The 17,623-nt window shown below is 71.9% G+C and carries 15 protein-coding genes; 10 read left to right on the top strand and 5 right to left on the bottom strand.

Annotated elements, in window-relative coordinates:
- Positions 1–3: 3 nt before the first annotated feature.
- Positions 4–1,227: an iron-containing alcohol dehydrogenase gene (locus tag ACYQ78_RS09055; RefSeq protein ID WP_459800285.1), complete on the top strand. Its 1,224-nt coding sequence runs from the start codon at positions 4–6 to the stop codon at positions 1,225–1,227.
- Position 1,228: 1 nt separating this feature from the next.
- Here ACYQ78_RS09055 and ACYQ78_RS09050 read toward each other — a convergent pair whose 3' ends face one another.
- Positions 1,229–1,861 (bottom strand): response regulator, encoded by a 633-nt coding sequence (locus ACYQ78_RS09050; RefSeq protein ID WP_459800284.1) that lies wholly within the window; start codon positions 1,859–1,861, stop codon positions 1,229–1,231.
- Positions 1,858–2,934, bottom strand: coding sequence for a sensor histidine kinase (locus ACYQ78_RS09045; RefSeq protein ID WP_459800283.1), 1,077 nt, complete (start codon positions 2,932–2,934; stop codon positions 1,858–1,860). The genes ACYQ78_RS09050 and ACYQ78_RS09045 overlap by 4 nt, the downstream gene beginning before the upstream one ends.
- A gap of 85 nt (positions 2,935–3,019) precedes the next feature.
- On the opposite strand from ACYQ78_RS09045, the gene ACYQ78_RS09040 reads away from it, so the two are divergent.
- Positions 3,020–3,622, top strand: coding sequence for a hypothetical protein (locus tag ACYQ78_RS09040; protein ID WP_459800282.1), 603 nt, complete (start codon positions 3,020–3,022; stop codon positions 3,620–3,622).
- On the opposite strand, the gene ACYQ78_RS09035 is transcribed toward ACYQ78_RS09040, so the two are convergent.
- On the bottom strand, positions 3,616–5,301 hold the full coding sequence (locus ACYQ78_RS09035; protein WP_459800281.1) for a lamin tail domain-containing protein: 1,686 nt from the start codon (positions 5,299–5,301) through the stop codon (positions 3,616–3,618). The genes ACYQ78_RS09040 and ACYQ78_RS09035 overlap by 7 nt on opposite strands.
- Before the next feature lie 261 nt (positions 5,302–5,562).
- Between ACYQ78_RS09035 and ACYQ78_RS09030 the strand changes: the two genes are divergently transcribed.
- A complete protein-coding gene (locus ACYQ78_RS09030; RefSeq protein WP_459800280.1) occupies positions 5,563–9,615 on the top strand; it encodes an nSTAND1 domain-containing NTPase in 4,053 nt (1,350 codons plus the stop codon).
- A gap of 34 nt (positions 9,616–9,649) precedes the next feature.
- Here ACYQ78_RS09030 and mftR read toward each other — a convergent pair whose 3' ends face one another.
- Positions 9,650–10,252 carry a mycofactocin system transcriptional regulator gene (gene mftR, locus ACYQ78_RS09025; protein ID WP_459800279.1) on the bottom strand — a complete coding sequence of 201 codons (603 nt, stop codon included), beginning with the start codon at positions 10,250–10,252 and terminating at the stop codon, positions 9,650–9,652.
- A 107-nt stretch (positions 10,253–10,359) separates the two neighbouring features.
- On the opposite strand from mftR, the gene mftA reads away from it, so the two are divergent.
- The 6 genes from mftA to mftF are packed head-to-tail and all read left to right on the top strand — an operon-like array spanning position 10,360 to position 15,936.
- Positions 10,360–10,440: a mycofactocin precursor MftA gene (gene mftA / locus ACYQ78_RS09020; protein WP_459800747.1), complete on the top strand. Its 81-nt coding sequence runs from the start codon at positions 10,360–10,362 to the stop codon at positions 10,438–10,440.
- Positions 10,425–11,921, top strand: coding sequence for a mycofactocin radical SAM maturase (gene mftC, locus ACYQ78_RS09015; RefSeq protein WP_459800278.1), 1,497 nt, complete (start codon positions 10,425–10,427; stop codon positions 11,919–11,921). The genes mftA and mftC overlap by 16 nt, the downstream gene beginning before the upstream one ends.
- A complete protein-coding gene (gene mftD / locus ACYQ78_RS09010) occupies positions 11,921–13,084 on the top strand; it encodes a pre-mycofactocin synthase MftD (protein WP_459800277.1) in 1,164 nt (387 codons plus the stop codon). The genes mftC and mftD overlap by 1 nt, the downstream gene beginning before the upstream one ends.
- Before the next feature lie 2 nt (positions 13,085–13,086).
- Positions 13,087–13,761, top strand: a complete 675-nt coding sequence (gene mftE / locus ACYQ78_RS09005; protein WP_459800276.1) for a mycofactocin biosynthesis peptidyl-dipeptidase MftE — start codon at positions 13,087–13,089, stop codon at positions 13,759–13,761.
- Positions 13,754–14,533, top strand: a complete 780-nt coding sequence (locus tag ACYQ78_RS09000) for a mycofactocin-coupled SDR family oxidoreductase (RefSeq protein ID WP_459800275.1) — start codon at positions 13,754–13,756, stop codon at positions 14,531–14,533. Before mftE ends, ACYQ78_RS09000 begins: the two co-directional genes overlap by 8 nt.
- The gene (gene mftF / locus ACYQ78_RS08995; protein ID WP_459800274.1) at positions 14,530–15,936 is read left to right on the top strand and encodes a mycofactocin biosynthesis glycosyltransferase MftF; all 1,407 of its coding nucleotides are present in this window, start codon (positions 14,530–14,532) and stop codon (positions 15,934–15,936) included. The genes ACYQ78_RS09000 and mftF overlap by 4 nt, the downstream gene beginning before the upstream one ends.
- Here mftF and ACYQ78_RS08990 read toward each other — a convergent pair.
- Positions 15,933–16,544, bottom strand: a complete 612-nt coding sequence (locus tag ACYQ78_RS08990; protein ID WP_459800273.1) for a cupin domain-containing protein — start codon at positions 16,542–16,544, stop codon at positions 15,933–15,935. The two genes, mftF and ACYQ78_RS08990, sit on opposite strands and share 4 nt — an antisense overlap.
- A 123-nt stretch (positions 16,545–16,667) precedes the next feature.
- Between ACYQ78_RS08990 and ACYQ78_RS08985 the strand changes: the two genes are divergently transcribed.
- On the top strand, positions 16,668–17,603 hold the full coding sequence (locus ACYQ78_RS08985) for an alpha/beta hydrolase (protein WP_459800272.1): 936 nt from the start codon (positions 16,668–16,670) through the stop codon (positions 17,601–17,603).
- The last annotated feature ends 20 nt before the right edge of the window (positions 17,604–17,623 follow it).

Raw genomic sequence — 17,623 nt, 5'->3', positions numbered from 1 at the left:
GACATGCTTGAGACCGTCCGCGGACCACGCCAGCTGATCGTGGGCGAAGGGGTCGCGCAGAACATCCCGCGAGTGGTGGCCGAGTGTGGGTCACGAGTCCTCATCGTGACCGACCGGGTTCTCCTGGGGCAGCCGGGCGTGGCCGGGATCGTGGCCGCCGTGCGGGAGCAGGTCGACGTCGTCGGGGTGTTCGCCGACGCGACCCCGGACGTGCCCCTCGACGACGTCGCCCTGGCCGTCGCGGCCGCCGCGGAGGTGGACGCCGACGTCCTCCTCGCCATCGGGGGCGGCACGGTGATCGACCTCGCCAAGATCGTCGGCGTCATCCGCCGCCACGGCGGGTCACCGCGCGACTTCTACGGCGAGTCGAGGGTGCCGGGCCCGACGATCCCCCTCGTCGCGGTCCCGACGACGTCGGGCACCGGCTCCGAGCTCACCCCCGTCTCGGTGCTGACCGACCCCGACCGGGCGCTGAAGGTGGGCGTCTCCAGCGTCCACATCGTGCCCGACTTCGCCATCGTCGACCCCGAGCTCACCTACACCTGCCCCGCGACCGTCACCGCCCACTCCGGCATCGACGCGTTCTGCCACGCGGTGGAGAGCTACATCGCGCTTCCCCGCCCCCACGGACCGCGCGACCCGGTGGAGCAGGTCTTCCTCGGCCGCAACTCGATCACCGACCACTACGCGCTCCTGGCCGCCGAGCGGATCGCCCGCAGCCTGCCCCGTGCCGTCAAGGACGGCGGCGACAAGGACGCCCGCGCGGACATGTCCTACGGGTCGATGCTGGCCGGGCTCGCCTTCTCCCACGCGGGCAACGGGGCCCCGCACGCCCTCCAATATCCCATCGGCGCGGCCACCCACACCCCCCACGGCCTGGGCGTCGGGCTGCTGTTGCCCTACGCGCTGGACGCGGCCAAGGACGCCGTCGGCGACCGGCTGGCCGCCCTCGCCGGGGCGTGCGGACTCGACGTGACCGGCGCCTCGGACGCCGAGGCGGCGGACACGTTCATCACCTGGCTCGTCGGGCTCCTCGCCGACATCGGCATCCCCGCCACCCTGGCGGACATCGGCGTGGCCCGCGCCGACCTCCCGCGCTTCGCGGAGATGGCGAGCGGCGTCACCCGCCTGATCCAGAACCATCCGGGCCCGGCCGACACCGCCAGCCTGACCGCGATCCTGGAAGCGGCCTGGACGGGCGACCGGACGCGGCACGTCCTGACCTGACTCACGCGCCCGGCCTGACCAGCCCGCACTCGTAGGCGAGGATCACCGCCTGCACCCTGCTCCGCAGCCCGAGCTTGTCCAGCAACCGGTTGACGTGGGTCTTCACGGTCGCCTCGGTGATGTGCAGGGTGGCCGCGATCTCCGGGTTGGTCAGGCCGCGGGCGATGTGGAGCAGCACCTCACGTTCCCGGCCGGTCAGCGCATCGGGCAGCCGGGCGGGGCGCAGGTGCCGCTCGATCAGCCGCCGCGTGATCGCGGGGGCGAGCAGGGTGTCGCCCGCCGCGACGGTCCTGACCCCCTCGGCCAGGCGGTCGGGGCGGGTCGCCTTCAGCAGGAACCCCGACGCGCCCGCCTTCAGCGCGCCGTAGACGTATTCGTCGAGGTCATAGGTGGTGAGGATGAGGATCCGGGTCGGCAGGCCCGATCGCGCGATCTCCCTGGTGGCGGCGATGCCGTCGAGGACGGGCATGCGGACGTCCATCAGGATCACGTCGGGCCGCGTGTCACGCACCAGCGTGACGGCGGCGCGGCCGTCGGACGCCTCGCCGGTGACGGTGAGGCCGCGCGCCTCCAGCAGCAGGCGCAGGCCCGACAGCACGAGCGCCTGGTCGTCGGCGATGGCCACGCTCGTCATAACGGCAGCACCGCCCGCACCTCGAACCGGTCGCCGTCGGGGCCGGCGCTCAGCCGTCCGCCGATGGCCTCCACCCGCTCGCGCATTCCGGTGAGGCCCAGCCCGCCGGAGGTCCTGACCTGCTTCGAGGTCCGGTTCGTCGTGGTGAGGGTCAGTTCGGTTTCCGTACGGCACAGCCTGACGCTCACCACCCGGTCACCGGCGTACTTCAGCGCGTTCGTCAGCGACTCCTGTGCCACCCGGAACGCGACCTCGTCGACGTCGGCCGGGAGTCCGCCGAGGTCGCCGCGCACGGTCAGGTCGACCGTCAGGCCGCCCTGCCGGAAGCGCGCGAGCAGGACGTCGAGACGGTCGAGCCGGGAGGTCAGCCCCAGTTCGCCGCCGTCGTCCCGGAATCGCCGCAGGACCTGCCCGGTCTCTTCCAGGGCTTCGCGGCCGGCCGAGGTGACCTGGCCCAGCGCGGCCACCGCCCTCTCCGGCTGGTGGTGGACGAGTTCGGCGGCGACCTCGGCCTGCACGACCATCGCGCTGATCGAATGGGCCAGCACGTCGTGGAGGTCGCGGGCGATCCTGGCCCGCTCCTCCGCGACCGCCTCGCGGCGTTCGGCCTCCTGGCGGGCCTGCAGCAGTCGGGTCTGGGTGCGCATGATCCAGCCGAAGGCGTAGGGCGAGGCGACGACGACCAGGATGAACAGCACGTCGGTCAGTCCGGGCGGCGGGTCCATGGTCACCCGCTGGGCGGTGAACAGGGCCAGTGCGATCACCGCCAGCCCCGGCAGGCTGCACGTCGGGGGCAGGTGCCGGGCCAGCGCGAACGAGCCCAGCCCGGTGATCAGGATCGGCAGGGTCGGCTCGTTCAGCTCCGACCCCAGATACGGCAGCATGATCACCAGTACGCCCGCGAGCACGCAGGTCACCAGTGTGGCCCGGCGGCGGAACACCAGCAGCAGGCAGGCCCCCGACTCCACCGCGATCGAGGCGGCCAGGTTCGCGACCTCCAGCGACACCAGCTCGACCGCACCCAGCAGTGCCAGCACGGCGGGCAGGGCGAGGTCCCCGGCCGTTGGTCTCATGGCCCGAGCGTAAGCGGGGGAGTGGGGGGCGGCGTCCACCCGTGGTTTGACGACCTCGCGGAGCGCGGTTCCTAGCGTTCCGGCCATGAACCGACACATCGCCCTGATCGGCTGGATCGCCGCCTGGACCGGCGTCGTCCTGGCACCCGTCCACGCCCTGGCCCGTTTCGCGACCGAGCAGGGCAAGATCGACCTGGAGTCGGGGGTGGTCCGCGCCTGGGCCGAGCCGGCCGCCGAACGGCTGCGGATCCTGCTCGACTGGTCCGACCCCGACACCGTCTACCTGACCTACGGCAAGGTCTGGTTCCCGATCTTCGTCGCGGCGGGCCTGTGCGCCGTGGCCGCCTATCGGGCCCGCACTCCGGCCGGGTTCGAGAAGGCCGCCTGGATCGTCAGCCTCGCCGGTCTCGGCCTCAGCACCCTGGCCGTCTTCGGCGACTACTACACGCCGTGGATCGACCAGTCGTTCACGTTCCTCGGCATGCCCGGCCTGCTGCTCGGTGTGCTCGGCGGGCTGCCGCTGGGTGTGCTCTGGTTACGGCGCGGTCTGCGGCCGAAGATCACCGGCTGGCTGCTCGTGCTCTGGATTCCGCTGTTCGTCCTGCTGAGCAGCGTCATCGCGATGGGCGCGGCGTTCCTGCCGGTGATCTTCGCCTGGGCGTCGGCCGCCCGCAGGGCGGGTCAGTAGGCCGTGCCGTTGGCGCGGCGGCCGGGCGAGCTGGACGACGAGCTGATCGTGTTGTGCTTGACCCAGGAGCCGGTCGCCGAGCCGTCGGGGCTCCGGTTGAGCGACACCCCGTCGGTGTTCACCTGGCTCGACGTGTAGGTCACCGACTGGACCGTCGCCCCCGACGAATCCCGCAGGATCACCTGGTCACCGCTGTTGGACAGGTTGAGGTCGCCCGTGCTGGCACCCACCCCCACCACGCCGCTGGGGATCGCGGAGGACGCGCCGAACACGGTGATCGCCTTGCCGGGCTGCAGCGTCGTGCCGGACGCGAACGTGTGCCGCAGGGCCGATCCGTCGCGCAGGGTCCAGCCGCCGATGCCGATCGCCGAGCCGCCCGTGTTGACGATCTCGACCGCTTCGCTGGCGGTGCTGCTGCCGGCCTCGTTGGCCAGCACCTCGTTGATCATGACGTTGGCCGCCCCGCCGCCACTACCGACGGTGATGCTCTTGGTCGTGGTGTTGGTGGCCCCGCCGTTGTCCGTCACGGTCAGCGAGACCGTGTAGGTTCCGGCCGACGCGTAGGTCACGCTCGGGTTGGTCGCCGTCGAGGTCTGGCCGTTGCCGAAGTTCCAGCTGCGGCTCGCGATCGTGCCGTCGGAGTCGGTGCTGCCATCGGTGAAGGAGCAGCTGAGAGCGGTGCACGAGTTCGTGAACGCCGCCGTGGGCGCCTGGTTCCCGCCGCCGCCACCGCCGAGGACGAAGTTGTAGCGGGCGAACACCGGGTAATGGTCGCTGGTCGTCGACGCGTAGTTCGAGATGTAGGCCTGGGGCTGGAAGGCCTTCGCCGAACCGGCGACGTACTTCGCCTGCACCTCGTTGCTGACGAGCTGGTGGTCGATGAAGTCGGGGTAGCCCGCCGTCGACGACACGCCCGCCAGCGACAGCGCCCGCGTCGGGTACGTGTAGCGCGCCGAGTCGTTCACGAAGTTGGCGTAGGGCGAGGCGTTCCCCGACGTGATGGAGGTGTCGACGTCGTCGTTCCAGTCACCGATGACGAAGACGTTCTGGGTCGGGTACGTCGTGTCGAGGTAGGACTTCAGCGCCTGCGACGCGGGGCTGCGCAGGTTGTAGGCGGCCTGGTCCGACCCGGCCTTGGCGTGCAGGACGATGAAGATGAGGTCGCGGGTGACACCGTCGAACGTGCCGCGCAGCGTGAACTCGACCGGCGGACGACCGGCGAAGTTGCTGTTCTGGTTCGTCAGGATGACCTTCGCGCCCACCAGGGTGGCCATGCTGGAGCGCCAGACGAGGGCGACCTTCTGCTCGGCGTTGCTGAAGTCCGAGTAGTACTGCGCGCCGTTCGTCACCCGCGAGTCGTTGGCGACGACCCCGGTGTAGCCGGACATCCCGGCCACCAGCGTGTTGAACGCCGAGGTGCTGACGATCTCACCGAGGCCCCACACGTCCATCCCGGCGCCCGCCATGAGGTCGCGGGCGTTCTGCTGCTGAAGCGCCTCGTTGGTCGGGCCGTTGCCCGTCGAGCCGAACCATTCGATGTTCCAGTTGCCGACGTCGAGCTGCGTCGCCGATCCCTGCGACGGAACCGTGGCGGCCTGCGCCGCGGGGAGGGTGGTGAGCGTGGCCAGCGCCATGGCGGCGGCCAGTGCCCCAGAGAGCGCGCGGAGCCTGATTTTCATCGGCAGGAGACCTTCCGGGTCGAGGTACGGGACGGGCCCGCGACCATGCTGACCGCGGGCTCACGGAAGTGTCATCAGGCGCACAGCGAGCCCGCCGCAAACATGCGGCCTCGCGATGGTGAACATTTGACAGCCCAGTCAATCGACGTGTGGAACCCCGAATTAGTGACAATTCGAAGGCCGGAATTCTGTCACTCGCGCAGATCACCGTCCCGGCCCGGCACGCCCGGCTCTTGATCACCGACTCGCGGATCGGCTTTGATGAACCCGGTGGAGTTCAACGTGCTGGGGACGTTGCAGGTCATCCGGGACGGGCGCGAGGTCGCGCTCGGGGACGGGCGCAAGCTGCGGCTGACGCTGGCCGTGCTGCTGGCCGGGGCGGGGCGGCCGCACTCGGCCGAGACGCTGGTCGACGCGGTCTGGGGCGACCGGCCGCCCGCGTCGGCGCGGCACAACCTCTACCTGTACGTCCACCGGCTGCGCCGGATGCTGGGCGACGACGTGCTGACGCGCGGGCCCGGCGGCTACACCCTCCACGCGTCGGCGCTCGACGCCCGGCGCTTCCGCGACCTGACCGCCCAGGGCGAGGCGGCGCTGGCGGCCGGCGAGGCCGAACTGGCCGTCAAGAGGCTGGGCGAGGCCCTGCGGACGTGGCGGGGCGAGGCGTTCGAGGAGTTCACCGACTGCCCGCCGGTCGCCGAGGTGGCGCGCGCCCTCGACGAGGCCCGCCTCGCCTCGGCCGAGTCGTGGGCGGCGGCCATGCTGCTCGCCGGTCGTCCCGGGGACAGCGTCGCCGAACTCACCGAGCTGGCCCGGCGGCACCCCTTCCGCGAGGGGCTGCGCGGCCGCCTGATGCTGGCGCTCTACCGATCCGGTCGCCAGGCGGAGGCGCTGGAGAGCTTCCACGAGGCCAGGGAGGTGCTCGATCGCGAGCTCGGCATCGAGCCCGGCCTCGAACTGCGGCGGCTGCACGAGGCGATGTTGCGGGGGGACGAGGAGCTGATCCCCCTTCCGGCCGACAGCGGCGAGTGTCCGTACCGTGGACTGGCGGCCTTTCAGGCGGCGGACGCCGCCTGGTTCTTCGGGCGGGAGGCGCTGCGCGACCGGCTGGTCGAACTGTCCGACCGGCTGCCGCTCGTGGCGGTGTTCGGCGCCTCCGGCAGCGGCAAGTCGTCGCTGCTGCGGGCCGGCCTGGTCGGGGCCCGGCCGGAGAGTGTGCTGGTCACGCCGGGGGAGCACCCGCTCGCCCAGGTGCCGGAGGAGACCGGCGCGCTGCTGGTCGTCGACCAGTTCGAGGAGGTCTTCACGCTCTGCGCCGACGAGGCGGAGCGGCGCGCGTTCGTGGCCCGGCTGCTGGAACCCGGACGGCGGGTGGTGCTGGGCGTCCGGGCCGACTTCCTGGGGCGGCTGACCCGCTATCCCGACCTCGTCGAGGCGCTCGGCGGCGAGGCCCAGTTACTGGTCGGGCCGCCGTCGACGGCCGAGTTACGGGACATCGTCGTCGGCCCGGCCGCACGGGCGGGGCTGCGGGTGCAGCCCGAGATGCTGGCCGAGATCGTCGCCGCCGCCGTCACCGAACCGGGCGGACTGCCGCTCGTCTCGCACGCCCTGCTGGAGACCTGGCGGGCCCGCGAAGGCACTTTGCTCAGCCTGGACGCCTACCACGGCACCGGCGGCGTCGCCGGAGCCATCGCCCAGACCGCCGAGCAGGTGTACGCCGGCCTCGCCCCCGAGGAACGCCAGGTCGCCCGCCGGATCTTCCTGCGGCTGTCGGCCCTGGGAGAGGGCACCGAGGACACCCGCCGCCCGGTCTCCAGCGCCGAACTGGTCGGCATCGCCCCCGAACCGGTGGTCACCGGGGTGCTGCTGCGGCTGGCCGCCGCGAGGCTGGTCACCCTCGGAGACGGCTCGGCCGAGGTCGCCCACGAGGCGCTGATCCGGAACTGGCCCCGGCTGCGCGGCTGGCTCACCGACGACCGCGCGGCGCTGCTGGTGCACCGGGGCGTCACCGACGCCGCCCGGCTCTGGGACGGCCAGGGCCGCGACCCCGGCATGCTCTACCGGGGAGCGCGGCTGTCGTCGGCCCGCACCTGGTCCGAGGAGCACCCCGGCGAGCCGAACGCCCTGGAGACCGCCTTCCTGACCGCGTCCCGGGCGGCCGAGCAGAACGAACTCGACGCGGTGCGGCGCCGCAACCGCACGCTGAAGCGGATGGTCGCCGGGATCGCGGTGCTGCTCCTGCTGGCCTTCGTCAGCGGCGGCGTCGCGATCGGCCAAGGGCGTGAGGCCCAGCGCCAGCAGCACACGGCGGCCTCCGGCCGGCTGTCGCTGACGGCCAGGTTCCTGCTCGACACCGACCCCGTTCTGGCGGGGCTGCTCGCGGTCGCCGCCCACCGCCTGACCTCCGACGCCGAGACGGTCGGCGGTGTGCTGAGCGTCGCGGCGGCGGCCCGGCGGCGTGTGGAGATCCAGCCCGGCGGCTCCGGCGTCTACGCGCTGGCCTTCAGCCCCGACGGCGGCATGATGGCGGCCGCCGGGGTCGACGGCACGGTCGGGGTGTGGGACCGCGACCACCGCAGGATCGCCACCCTCACCGACCATCCGACCGATGTGACGCTCTACGTCAGGACCGTCGCGTTCAGCGCCGACGGGCGCTACCTCGCCTCGACCGCCCGCGAACCGGTCGCCGAGAAGGCGGTCGGTTCCCTCGTCGTCTGGGACACCACCACCATGAAGGCCGTCTTCACCGAACGGCTCACCGACCTGACCCCCGCCATGGCGTTCTCCACCGACGGCCGCATGGTCGCGGTCGGCCACGACGACGGCACCATCGACATGTGGACGCTGCCCGCCCGCACCCGCCGGGTGATCGACACCGGCGGGCCGAAGATCGGTTCGCTGGCCTTCGGCGCCGAGAACTCGCTGCTGGTCGCCGCCGGACCGGACGAACCGGTCGTCCTGGACGTGCGCACCGGCCGCCGCCACGCCACGGTGCCCACCCGGCACGTGCACCGGGTGATCGTCTCCGGGGAGACCCTGGTCACCGCCTCCGACGCCGGAGGCGCCCGGTTCTGGACGCTGACCCGCGACGAGGTCACCGCCGAGTTCACCCTGCCCACCGGCGGCCCCTACGCCTGGGAGGTGTCGGCCCCGGCGGGTGACCGGGTCGCGGTGGCCGACGAAGACGGGATGATCACCATCTGGGACCTGACCCGCAGGCAGCCCGTGGAGACCTACCTCGACCGCAGCCGGGCCGAGACCCGGGCCCTGGCCCTCAGCGCCGACGGCTCCCGGCTCGCCTCGGGCGGGATGGGCAGGTCGATCGTGGTCCGCGAACCGGCGATCCCGCTGTTCGACGGCCACAGCCAGGCCGTCAACGACCTCCAGATCAGCCCCGACGGGACGACGGTGGCCTCGGCGGGAAGCGACCGGACCGTCCGCCTCTGGGACCTGACCGGACATCCCCTCGCCATCCTCGACGGGCATTCCGACCAGGTCAGGTCGATCGCCTTCAGCCCCGACGGCCGCGTCCTGGCGGCCGTCGGGCGCGACCACAGCCTCACCCTGTGGGACGTCCCGGCGCGGCGGCGGCTGAGCGAGACCCGCTACGCGGGCGTGGGGGCCACCACCAGCGTGGCGTTCGACCCCTCGGGCCGCGTGCTGGTGGCGACCGCGATCTCCCGGTTCCGCTGGGACGTCACCGACCCGGCCAAGCCGGTGCAGGTCCCGTTCGGCGGTTCGGCGTACCTCTCGACGGTGGTGGCCTACAGCCCGCGCGACCCGCTGCTGGTCTCGGTCGGCCCGTCGGACCTGCTCCTGCTCTGGAACACCGCCACGGACAAGGAGATCTCCCGGGTCCGGCCGGGCCACGGGTCGATCCTGGACGTCACCTTCAGCCCCGACGGAGGGACGATCGCCACGTCGGGCTCCGACCGCACCGTCAAACTGCACGACCCGTCCGGGCGGACCCTCGACACCCTGACCGGCCACACCGCCCCCGTGCACGCCGTCGCCTTCAGCGCCGACGGACGGCTGCTGGCCTCCGCCGGGGAGGACCGCACGATCATCGTGTGGGACCTGGCCAGCCGGCGCCCCTTTGCCCGGCTGACCGGCCCCACCCTGCCGATCAAGGCCCTCACCTTCACCCCGGCGGGCGAACTGATCAGCGGTGACGACTCCGGCCGCATCATCCGCTGGTCACTCGACCCCACCGAGGCGGCCAACCGGTTGTGCCGGGCGTCCGGACGCGACCTCGCTCCCCACGAGTGGGACACCTACGCCGCCGGGCTTCCCCGTGAGGTGACCTGCCGCTGATCAGCCTGGTCCACCGGCTTATATACGGGCTATATCAGCTGGTCAGCGGGTCGGACAGGTAGTGGCGCAGGCCCGTCAGGGCGGCGTCCAGGAGCTCGGGCAGCGAGGCGTCTCCCCGTTCGAGCCACTGCTCGTACGCCGACAGCGCCATCCCCAGGCTCACGTATCCCACCGTCCGGGGGAGCAGGTCGTCGGGCGACAGGCCGTACCTGCCGGCGACGTATTCGGCGATGACGCGGCGCCAGGCGGCGTACTTGAGCGCGGAGTGGGCCTGCAGCGCGGGGGTGGTGAGGAGTAGCCGCATGCGCTCGCGGTGCTGCGGGACCGCGGTCTCGTCGAGGTGGTTGAAGTCGAGCACCGCCTGGTGGACCGCCTGGTGGACGGGGATGTCGGCCGGCATGGCCAGCAGGTAGTCGCGCAGGTGCTCCAGACCCGACTCGAACCGTCCCCAGGGGATGTCGTTCTTGGAGGGGTAGTAGCGGAAGAGCGTGCGCCGCCCGATGCCTGCGGCCTCGGCGATGGCGTCGACCGACGTCTCCTCGAACCCCCGCTCGGCGAAGAGCCGGAACGCCACCCGCTCGATCGCGGCGTGATCGGTCGTGGCGCGGCGCCCCCGCGTCGGTCGGCTGGTCACCACCACCAGAATCTAGCAGCTTCGGGATCAGGCCCTTCCTTTTTGGCCCTCAGTGCCATTAAATATCTTTATTGCACTCGGTGCCGTAAATAACTCACCAAGGAGTAGCCATGGACGACACAACGGAAGAGCTCACGGTGGAGACGCTGATCGAAGAGGTCTCCATCGACGGCATGTGCGGCGTCTACTGATGAACCCGCTCGACGAGGCCTGGGAGCTGTCTCCCGCGGTGGCCCTGCGACCGGAGTCGTTCGGGGCGCTCGCCTACCACTTCGGCAACCGGCGCCTGAACTTCCTCAAGCGCCCGGAGCTTGTCTCCGTGGTCCGCACCCTCGCCGACCACCCCGACGCCCGCACCGCTCTGGCCATGACCGGAGTGCCCGCGGCTCAGTGGCCCGCGTACGCCGCCGCGCTGCGCGGTCTGGCCGCCACGGACATGATCAGGTCGCGCACGCCCGGCACCCCGCCCCGCGGCCCCGCCCTCGCAGGTCAGGCCAGGGGCGGATCGCTCGTCGAGCGGTTCGAATACGGCCTCGACGCTCCCATCTGCCTCACCTGGGAACTCACCTACGCCTGCAACCTGTCCTGCGTCCACTGCCTGTCGTCGTCGGGACGCCGCGACCCGCGCGAGCTGACCACGGCCCAGTGCGAGGCGGTGATCGACGAACTCCAGGCCATGCAGGTCTTCTACGTCAACATCGGCGGCGGCGAGCCGACCGTGCGCCCCGACTTCTGGCACCTGCTGGAGTACGCCGTCGACCACCAGGTCGGCGTGAAATTCTCCACCAACGGCGTGCGCATCACGCCGGACCGTGCGCGGTATCTCGCATCCAACGACTACGTCGACGTGCAGGTGTCGCTCGACGGCGCCACGGCCGAAGTCAACGACCGGGTGCGCGGCGCGGGGTCGTACACGATGGCTCTCAAAGCGCTCGACAACCTGGCCGAGGCCGGCTTCAAGAACGCGAAGCTGTCGGTGGTCGTGACCCGCGAGAACGCGGGCCAGCTCGACGAGTTCAAAGCGATCGCCGACGCGCGCGGCGCCACGCTCCGGCTCACCCGGCTGCGCCCTTCGGGACGCGGCGCGGACGTGTGGGACGAGCTGCATCCGACGGCGGCCCAGCAGCGCGAACTGTACGAATGGCTGCTGCGCGAGGGCGAGAACGTGCTCACCGGCGACTCCTTCTTCCACCTGGCCGGATACGGCGAGTCGCTGCCGGGCCTGAACCTTTGTGGAGCGGGCCGGGTCGTCTGCCTGATCGACCCCGTCGGCGACGTCTACGCGTGCCCGTTCGCGATCCACGACAGCTTCCTCGCCGGCAACGTGCTCTCCGATGGAGGCTTCGCCGGGGTGTGGCGCGAGTCGGAGCTGTTCGCTGACCTGCGTTCGCCGCAGACCTCCGGCGCCTGCACCAAGTGCAGCTTCTTCGACTCCTGCCGAGGCGGCTGTATGGCCGCGAAGTTCTTCACCGGCCTGCCGCTCGACGGGCCCGACCCGGAGTGCGTCCAGGGACACGCGCAAGATGCGCTGGCCGCCGGACGCACCATCCCGCAGCAGAGCAAGGATCACTCCCGCAGGCAGCCGGTCCCGGTGAGCATCGGACGCCGCCCCGCTCCCGCCGCCCCGCCGGTGCGCGCGTGCGCCGAAAGCCCACTGGCCGGGAGGTTCTGATGGCCAACGCATGGTTCGAAACGGTGGCGGAGGCCCAGCGCAGAGCCCGGCGCCGCCTGCCCAAATCGGTGTACGCGGCGCTGCTCGCCGGGTCGGAGAGCGGCAGGACGTACCAGGACAACCTGGATGCCTTCGCGGCGCTCGGGTTCTCACCGCACGTCGCTGACCTGCCCGCGAAGCGGGACCTGGCGACCACGGTGATGGGCCAGGAGATCTCGCTGCCCGTGCTCATCTCGCCGACCGGGGTCCAGGCGGTGCACCCGGACGGCGAGGTGGCGGTGGCGCGGGCCGCCGCGGCGCGTGGCACGGCCATGGGGCTGAGCAACTTCGCGAGCAAGCCCGTCGAAGAGGTCGTGGCGGCCAACCCGGCGACCTTCTACCAGATGTACTGGATGGGCACCCGGGACGCCATGATCCAGCAGATGGAGCGGGCGCGGGCGGCCGGGGTCAAGGGCCTGATCGTGACCCTCGACTGGACCTTCTCCCACGGCCGGGACTGGGGCAGCCCGTGGATCCCCGACCGGCTCGACCTCAGGGCGATGGTCAAATTCGCGCCGCAGGGCCTGTCCCGGCCCCGGTGGCTGCTCGACTTCGCCAGAACCGGCCGCCTCCCCGACCTGACCGTCCCCAACGTGGCCGAGGCGGGTCAGCAGGCCCCGACGTTCTTCGGCGCGTACGGCGAATGGATGCAGACACCGCCGCCGAGCTGGCAGGACGTGCAGTGGATGCGTGAGCAGTGGGCGGGCCCGTTCATGCTCAAGGGCATCGGCCGTGTCGACGACGCCCGCCGCGCCGTGGACACGGGGGCCACGGCTATCTCGGTGTCCAACCACGGCGGCAACAACCTCGACGGCACGCCCGCCACCATCCGGCTCCTGCCGGCCATCGCCGGGGCGGTCGGCGACGAGATCGAGGTGCTGCTCGACGGCGGCGTCCGGCGCGGCGGCGACGTGGTCAAAGCGCTCGCGCTCGGCGCGCGGGCGGTCATGATCGGACGCGCCTACCTGTGGGGCCTGGCGGCGAACGGCCAGGCGGGCGTGGAGAACGTGCTCGACATCATGCGGGGCGGCATCGACTCGGCGCTCCTCGGACTCGGCCGCGCCTCCGTCCACGATCTTGAGCCAGGCGACGTGGTGATGCCGCCCGGATTCACCGGTTCATGAATGTGGACCTGTCACGGCCGATGGTCCTGGTGCCGCTCGGATCGACCGAGCAGCACGGCCCCCACCTGCCGCCGCACACCGACACGGCGATCGCGGAGGCCGTGGCCCACGCCGCCGCCTTCCGGCTGGGCGAGTCCGTGCTCGTGGCGCCACCGATCGCGTACGGGGCGAGCGGCGAGCACCAGGGCTTCCCCGGCACCATGTCCATCGGGACCGAGGCCCTCACCTTCCTGCTGGTCGAGCTCGTCCGGTCGCTGTCCCTCTGGTCCGGGCGGGTCGTCATCGTGAACGGGCACGGCGGAAACCTGGCCGGACTCGTCGCGGCGATGGTGCAGATGCGGCACGAAGGGCACGACGTGGCCTGGGCGCCCTGCACGGCCGAGAACGCCGACGCCCATGCCGGCCACACCGAAACCTCACTCATGCTCCGCCTGGCCCCGCATCTGGTGGACATGACCCGGGCCGAACCGGGCAACCTCACCCCGATCGCCCAGCTCATGCCCGACATCACGGCCAAGGGCGTGGCCGCCGTGTCACCGTCCGGTGTGCTCGGCGATCCCACCACGGCCACGGCCGAGGAGGGCGACCGCCTGTTCGAGCGGATGGCCGACGACGTGGCCACCCGCATCCGGGCCGGACGGGTCGACCACACGGGCAGGCTGGTGCGACATGAGTGATCGGGTCGCCCTGGTGACCGGAGCGGCCCGGGGGATCGGCGCGGCCACCGTCCGGGCCCTGTGCGCCCAGGGCTATCGCGTGGTCGCGGTCGACTCGTGCGCGGGGAGTGGTCCGGACCTGACCTACCCTCTGGCGACCAGGGCCGAGCTGGAGTCACTGGCGAGCGACGTGGTCGTGCCCTTCGTCGCCGACGTCCGCGATCGCGAGGCCCTGGCCGCGGCCGCCGCCCTGGCGCTCGACCGGTTCGGGCGGCTGGACGCGGCCGTGGCCGCCGCGGCGGTCATCCTCGGTGGCCTTCCGCTGTGGGAGACCCCCGAGGAACACCTGCGCACCCTCTGGGACGTGGACGTGCTCGGGGTGTGGAACACCGCCGCCGTGTGCGTGCCGCCCATGCTCGCCGGGCCAGATCCGGGTGGATGCCGGTTCGTCGCCGTGGCCTCGGCCGCTGCCTCGCACGGGCTGTTCCGCCTGTCGGCCTACAACGCCGCCAAGCACGCGGTCGTCGGACTGGTGCGCGGGCTCGCGGCCGACCTGGTGGGCACCGGCGTGACCGCCGCCGCCGTCTCCCCGGGCTCGACCCGCACCCCCATGCTCACCGCCACCGCCGACGTGTACGACCTGGAGAGCCCGGAGGACTTCGCGCGGTCGCAACTCCTGCGCCGCCTGCTCGACCCGGACGAGATCGCCGAGACCATCGCGTTCTGCTGTTCTCCGGCGGGAGGCGTGCTCAACGGATCGGTCGTCTCAGCCGACGGAGGGTTCACCCCATGACCACCGCCCCCCTGCCCGACGGCTTCGCCATCCGGCTGAACCGGCGCGTCCGCGTCCGTGACGGCGGGCGCACCCTCGTCGGCGGCGCGCCGACGAGGGTCATCCACCTCACCGACAAGGCCCGAGGCGTCCTCACCGGGCGTACGCTGCGGGTCCGCGACCGGGTCTCGGCGCTGCTGGCCGACCGGCTGCTGGAGACCGGCATGGCCGACCCGATCGCGGCGGAACTGCCCGACCTCGACCTCGGCCGGGTGACGGTCGTCGTCCCGGTCCGCGACCGGCCCGACGCGCTGGCGAGGCTGCTGGCCGCCGTCGGCGACCGGCATCACGTGATCGTGGTCGACGACGCCTCGGCCGACCCCGCCGCCAACGCGCGGGTGGCGTCCGGGCACGGCGCCGAATTCGTCCCGCTGGCGCGGAACATCGGACCCGCCGGGGCCCGCAACGAGGGACTGCGCCGGGTCCGCACCCCCTTCGTGGCCTTCGTGGACTCCGACGTGGTTCCCGAACCCGAGGCGTTCGCGATCCTGCTCCGGCACTTCGCCGACCCGAAGGTGGCGATGGCGGCCCCGCGGGTGCTGGGGCTGCGCATGCCGGGCAACGACCGGTGGATCCGCCGCTACGAGGACGCGCGCTCCTCCCTCGACCTCGGCGTGGAGCCCGGCATCGTCCGCCCGCGCGCGCCCGTCTCCTGGGTGCCCAGCGCGTTCCTGCTGGCCAGGGTGGACGCGCTCGGCGCCGGGTTCAGCGCGGACATGCGCGTCGGCGAGGACGTCGACCTGGTGTGGCGGCTCGCGGAGGAGGGGTGGCGGGTCCGCTACGAGCCCGAAGCGGTCGTGCGGCACGAGCACCGCGTGGAGGTCTCCGACTGGCTGCGGCGCAAGGTCTTCTACGGCACCGGCGCGCATCTGCTCGCCCAGAAGCACGGCCGCGCCGTGGCGCCCGCCGTGCTCACCCCCTGGAGCGCGGCCTTCGCCCTCACGCTGCTCGCCCAGCGGCGCTGGTCTCTGCCGGTCGCCGCGCTGATCTTCGCGGGGGCCGCCGTACGGATGTCGGCCAAGGTCAAGGGGAGCGACGATCCGGTCAGGCTGGCGCTGCTCCTGACCTCCGACCGGGCTGTGGGGGCCGTGTGGCAGACCACCGCCCTGCTGCTCCGCCACTGGTGGCCGCTGGCCGCCGTGGGATGCGTCTTCTCCAGGAGACTGCGCCGCGCGGTGGCCGCCGCCGCCGTGTTCGACTCGGTCGCCGACCTCCGCCGCACCGGGGCCCACCTCGACCCGTTCAGCTACGCCCTCGCCCGCCGCCTCGACGACGCCGCGTACGGCGCCGGTGTCTGGTGGGGGGCCATCAGGGGCCGCTCACCGCAGGCGCTCCTGCCGGACCTCCGCAGGTCGCGTCACTAGTCGACGGTGCACCAGATCGCCTGGACGACCTCGTCGCCCAGGTTGCGGAGCCGGTGGGGGATGTCGCCGCGGATCTGGATCGAGTCGCCGGCGTGCAGCGTCTTGGTCTCACCGTCGAGTTCGATGGTCAGCGTGCCCTTGAGGACGTAGCCGTAGTCGTCGCCCTTGTGGACCTGTGGAGCGCCGCGGGGAGCGGAATCGGATCCCGGGTCGTATTCGGTCAGCAGGAACTGGACGTGGTGGCCCGGACCGGTGTCCGCGAGGCGCTTCCAGCGCACGCCGCTCTGCAGCGTGAGGTAGTCGGCCGGGTTGTCGGCCCCCTGATTGGTCGTGCCCGAGTGGCCGGGGCGCGGCCCCTCTCCGGGCGCGGACTTCTCCAGCAACTCGTCCAGAGACATGTTCAGCTCTGACGTGATGGCGAACAGCGTGCTCACCGCCGCCTTGCACTGACCGAGCTCGAACTGCGACAGGAACGACGGGGACACGCCGAGACGCTTGGCCAGGGCGCGGATCGAGATGCCCTGCCGCTGCCGTTCGGCCCGGACGTTCTGGCCGACGGACGCGCTCAGGCCCCCGAGCGACGGCCGACCGGCCGCCTCGTCAGTCATGTGGGTCTCCCATCGCCGAAGCAACTGTCCAGTAATACTTGACACTGACTGTGTCGGGTGTCACATTACGGGACAGGCGACGGAATGACCAGTATTACTGGACACCGCCGAAAGGAGCCAGCTGTGAACCGTGAAGACGTCGAGTTCGTGAGTGACGGAACCGTGGTCAGGGGCTGGCTCTACCGGCCCGACGGGGCCACGGCGGACGTTCCGGCGGTGGTCCTCGCAGGAGGCTGGTGCTACGTGCGGGAGCTGGTGATGCCGTACTACGCGGAGGCCTTCGCGCGAGCCGGCATCGCGGCGCTCGTCTTCGACTACCGCAACCTCGGGGTGTCCGACGGCGAGCCGCGGCAGCACCTCGACCCCAGGGCGCAGATCCGCGACTACCAGGCGGCGTTGAGCTTCCTGGAGCGCGCCGACGGCATCGACCCCGAGAGGCTCGGCGCCTGGGGCATCTCGTACTCGGGTGGCCACGTGCTCGTCCTCGCGGCGACCGATCCCCGGGTGCGCGCGGTGGTCAGCCAGATCCCGGTGGTCGACGGCTACCGCAACATGCGCCGCGTGCACGGGACCATGGGCTTCCGGCGCCTCTGGTCGGCGATCCTCGAGGATCGCCGGCTGCGCTACGAGAACCCGGGCCACCGCCTGTATCTCGCGCACGCCTCGGAGCATCCGGACACCGAGCTCTCGGCCTGGCCGTTCCCGGAGACCAAGCAGACGTTCGCCGCCCTGCAGGCGACCGAGGCGCCCCTGTACCAGAACCTGAGCACGGTCGAGTCCGTGGACCTGCTGCTCGACTACGACGTGAACTACTTCGCCGGGCGCATCTACGACACGCCCTCACTGATGATCGTCGCCGAAGGCGACGACCTGACCCTGTGGGACCTGGAGATCGCGACCTTCAACGCGATTCCCACCGCCAAGAAGGAACTCGTGGTCCTTCCGCATACCACCCACATGACGCTCTACAGCGACCGGGCCAAGCTCGCCGCCGCTGCGGAGCACGCCACCGCGTGGTTCACCCGGCATCTGCTGCCGGGTCACGCGACCCCCCAGTAACACAGCAAGGCAGTAAGGAA

This window comes from Herbidospora sp. RD11066 (assembly GCF_054661255.1).
The sequence above is the reverse complement of the archived record's forward strand: the minus strand, read 5'-3'. Positions and strand labels throughout refer to the sequence as shown.

Coding starts and splice junctions, on each gene's coding strand:
- ACYQ78_RS09035 (WP_459800281.1), bottom strand. CDS start 5,301: ATGAAAATCAGGCTCCGCGCGCTCTCTGGGGCACTGGCCGCCGCCATG.
- ACYQ78_RS09050 (WP_459800284.1), bottom strand. CDS start 1,861: ATGACGAGCGTGGCCATCGCCGACGACCAGGCGCTCGTGCTGTCGGGC.
- mftA (WP_459800747.1), top strand. CDS start 10,360: ATGGACGACACAACGGAAGAGCTCACGGTGGAGACGCTGATCGAAGAG.
- ACYQ78_RS09000 (WP_459800275.1), top strand. CDS start 13,754: ATGAGTGATCGGGTCGCCCTGGTGACCGGAGCGGCCCGGGGGATCGGC.
- ACYQ78_RS09030 (WP_459800280.1), top strand. CDS start 5,563: ATGAACCCGGTGGAGTTCAACGTGCTGGGGACGTTGCAGGTCATCCGG.
- ACYQ78_RS08990 (WP_459800273.1), bottom strand. CDS start 16,544: ATGACTGACGAGGCGGCCGGTCGGCCGTCGCTCGGGGGCCTGAGCGCG.
- ACYQ78_RS09040 (WP_459800282.1), top strand. CDS start 3,020: ATGAACCGACACATCGCCCTGATCGGCTGGATCGCCGCCTGGACCGGC.
- ACYQ78_RS09045 (WP_459800283.1), bottom strand. CDS start 2,934: ATGAGACCAACGGCCGGGGACCTCGCCCTGCCCGCCGTGCTGGCACTG.
- mftF (WP_459800274.1), top strand. CDS start 14,530: ATGACCACCGCCCCCCTGCCCGACGGCTTCGCCATCCGGCTGAACCGG.
- mftD (WP_459800277.1), top strand. CDS start 11,921: ATGGCCAACGCATGGTTCGAAACGGTGGCGGAGGCCCAGCGCAGAGCC.
- ACYQ78_RS09055 (WP_459800285.1), top strand. CDS start 4: ATGCTTGAGACCGTCCGCGGACCACGCCAGCTGATCGTGGGCGAAGGG.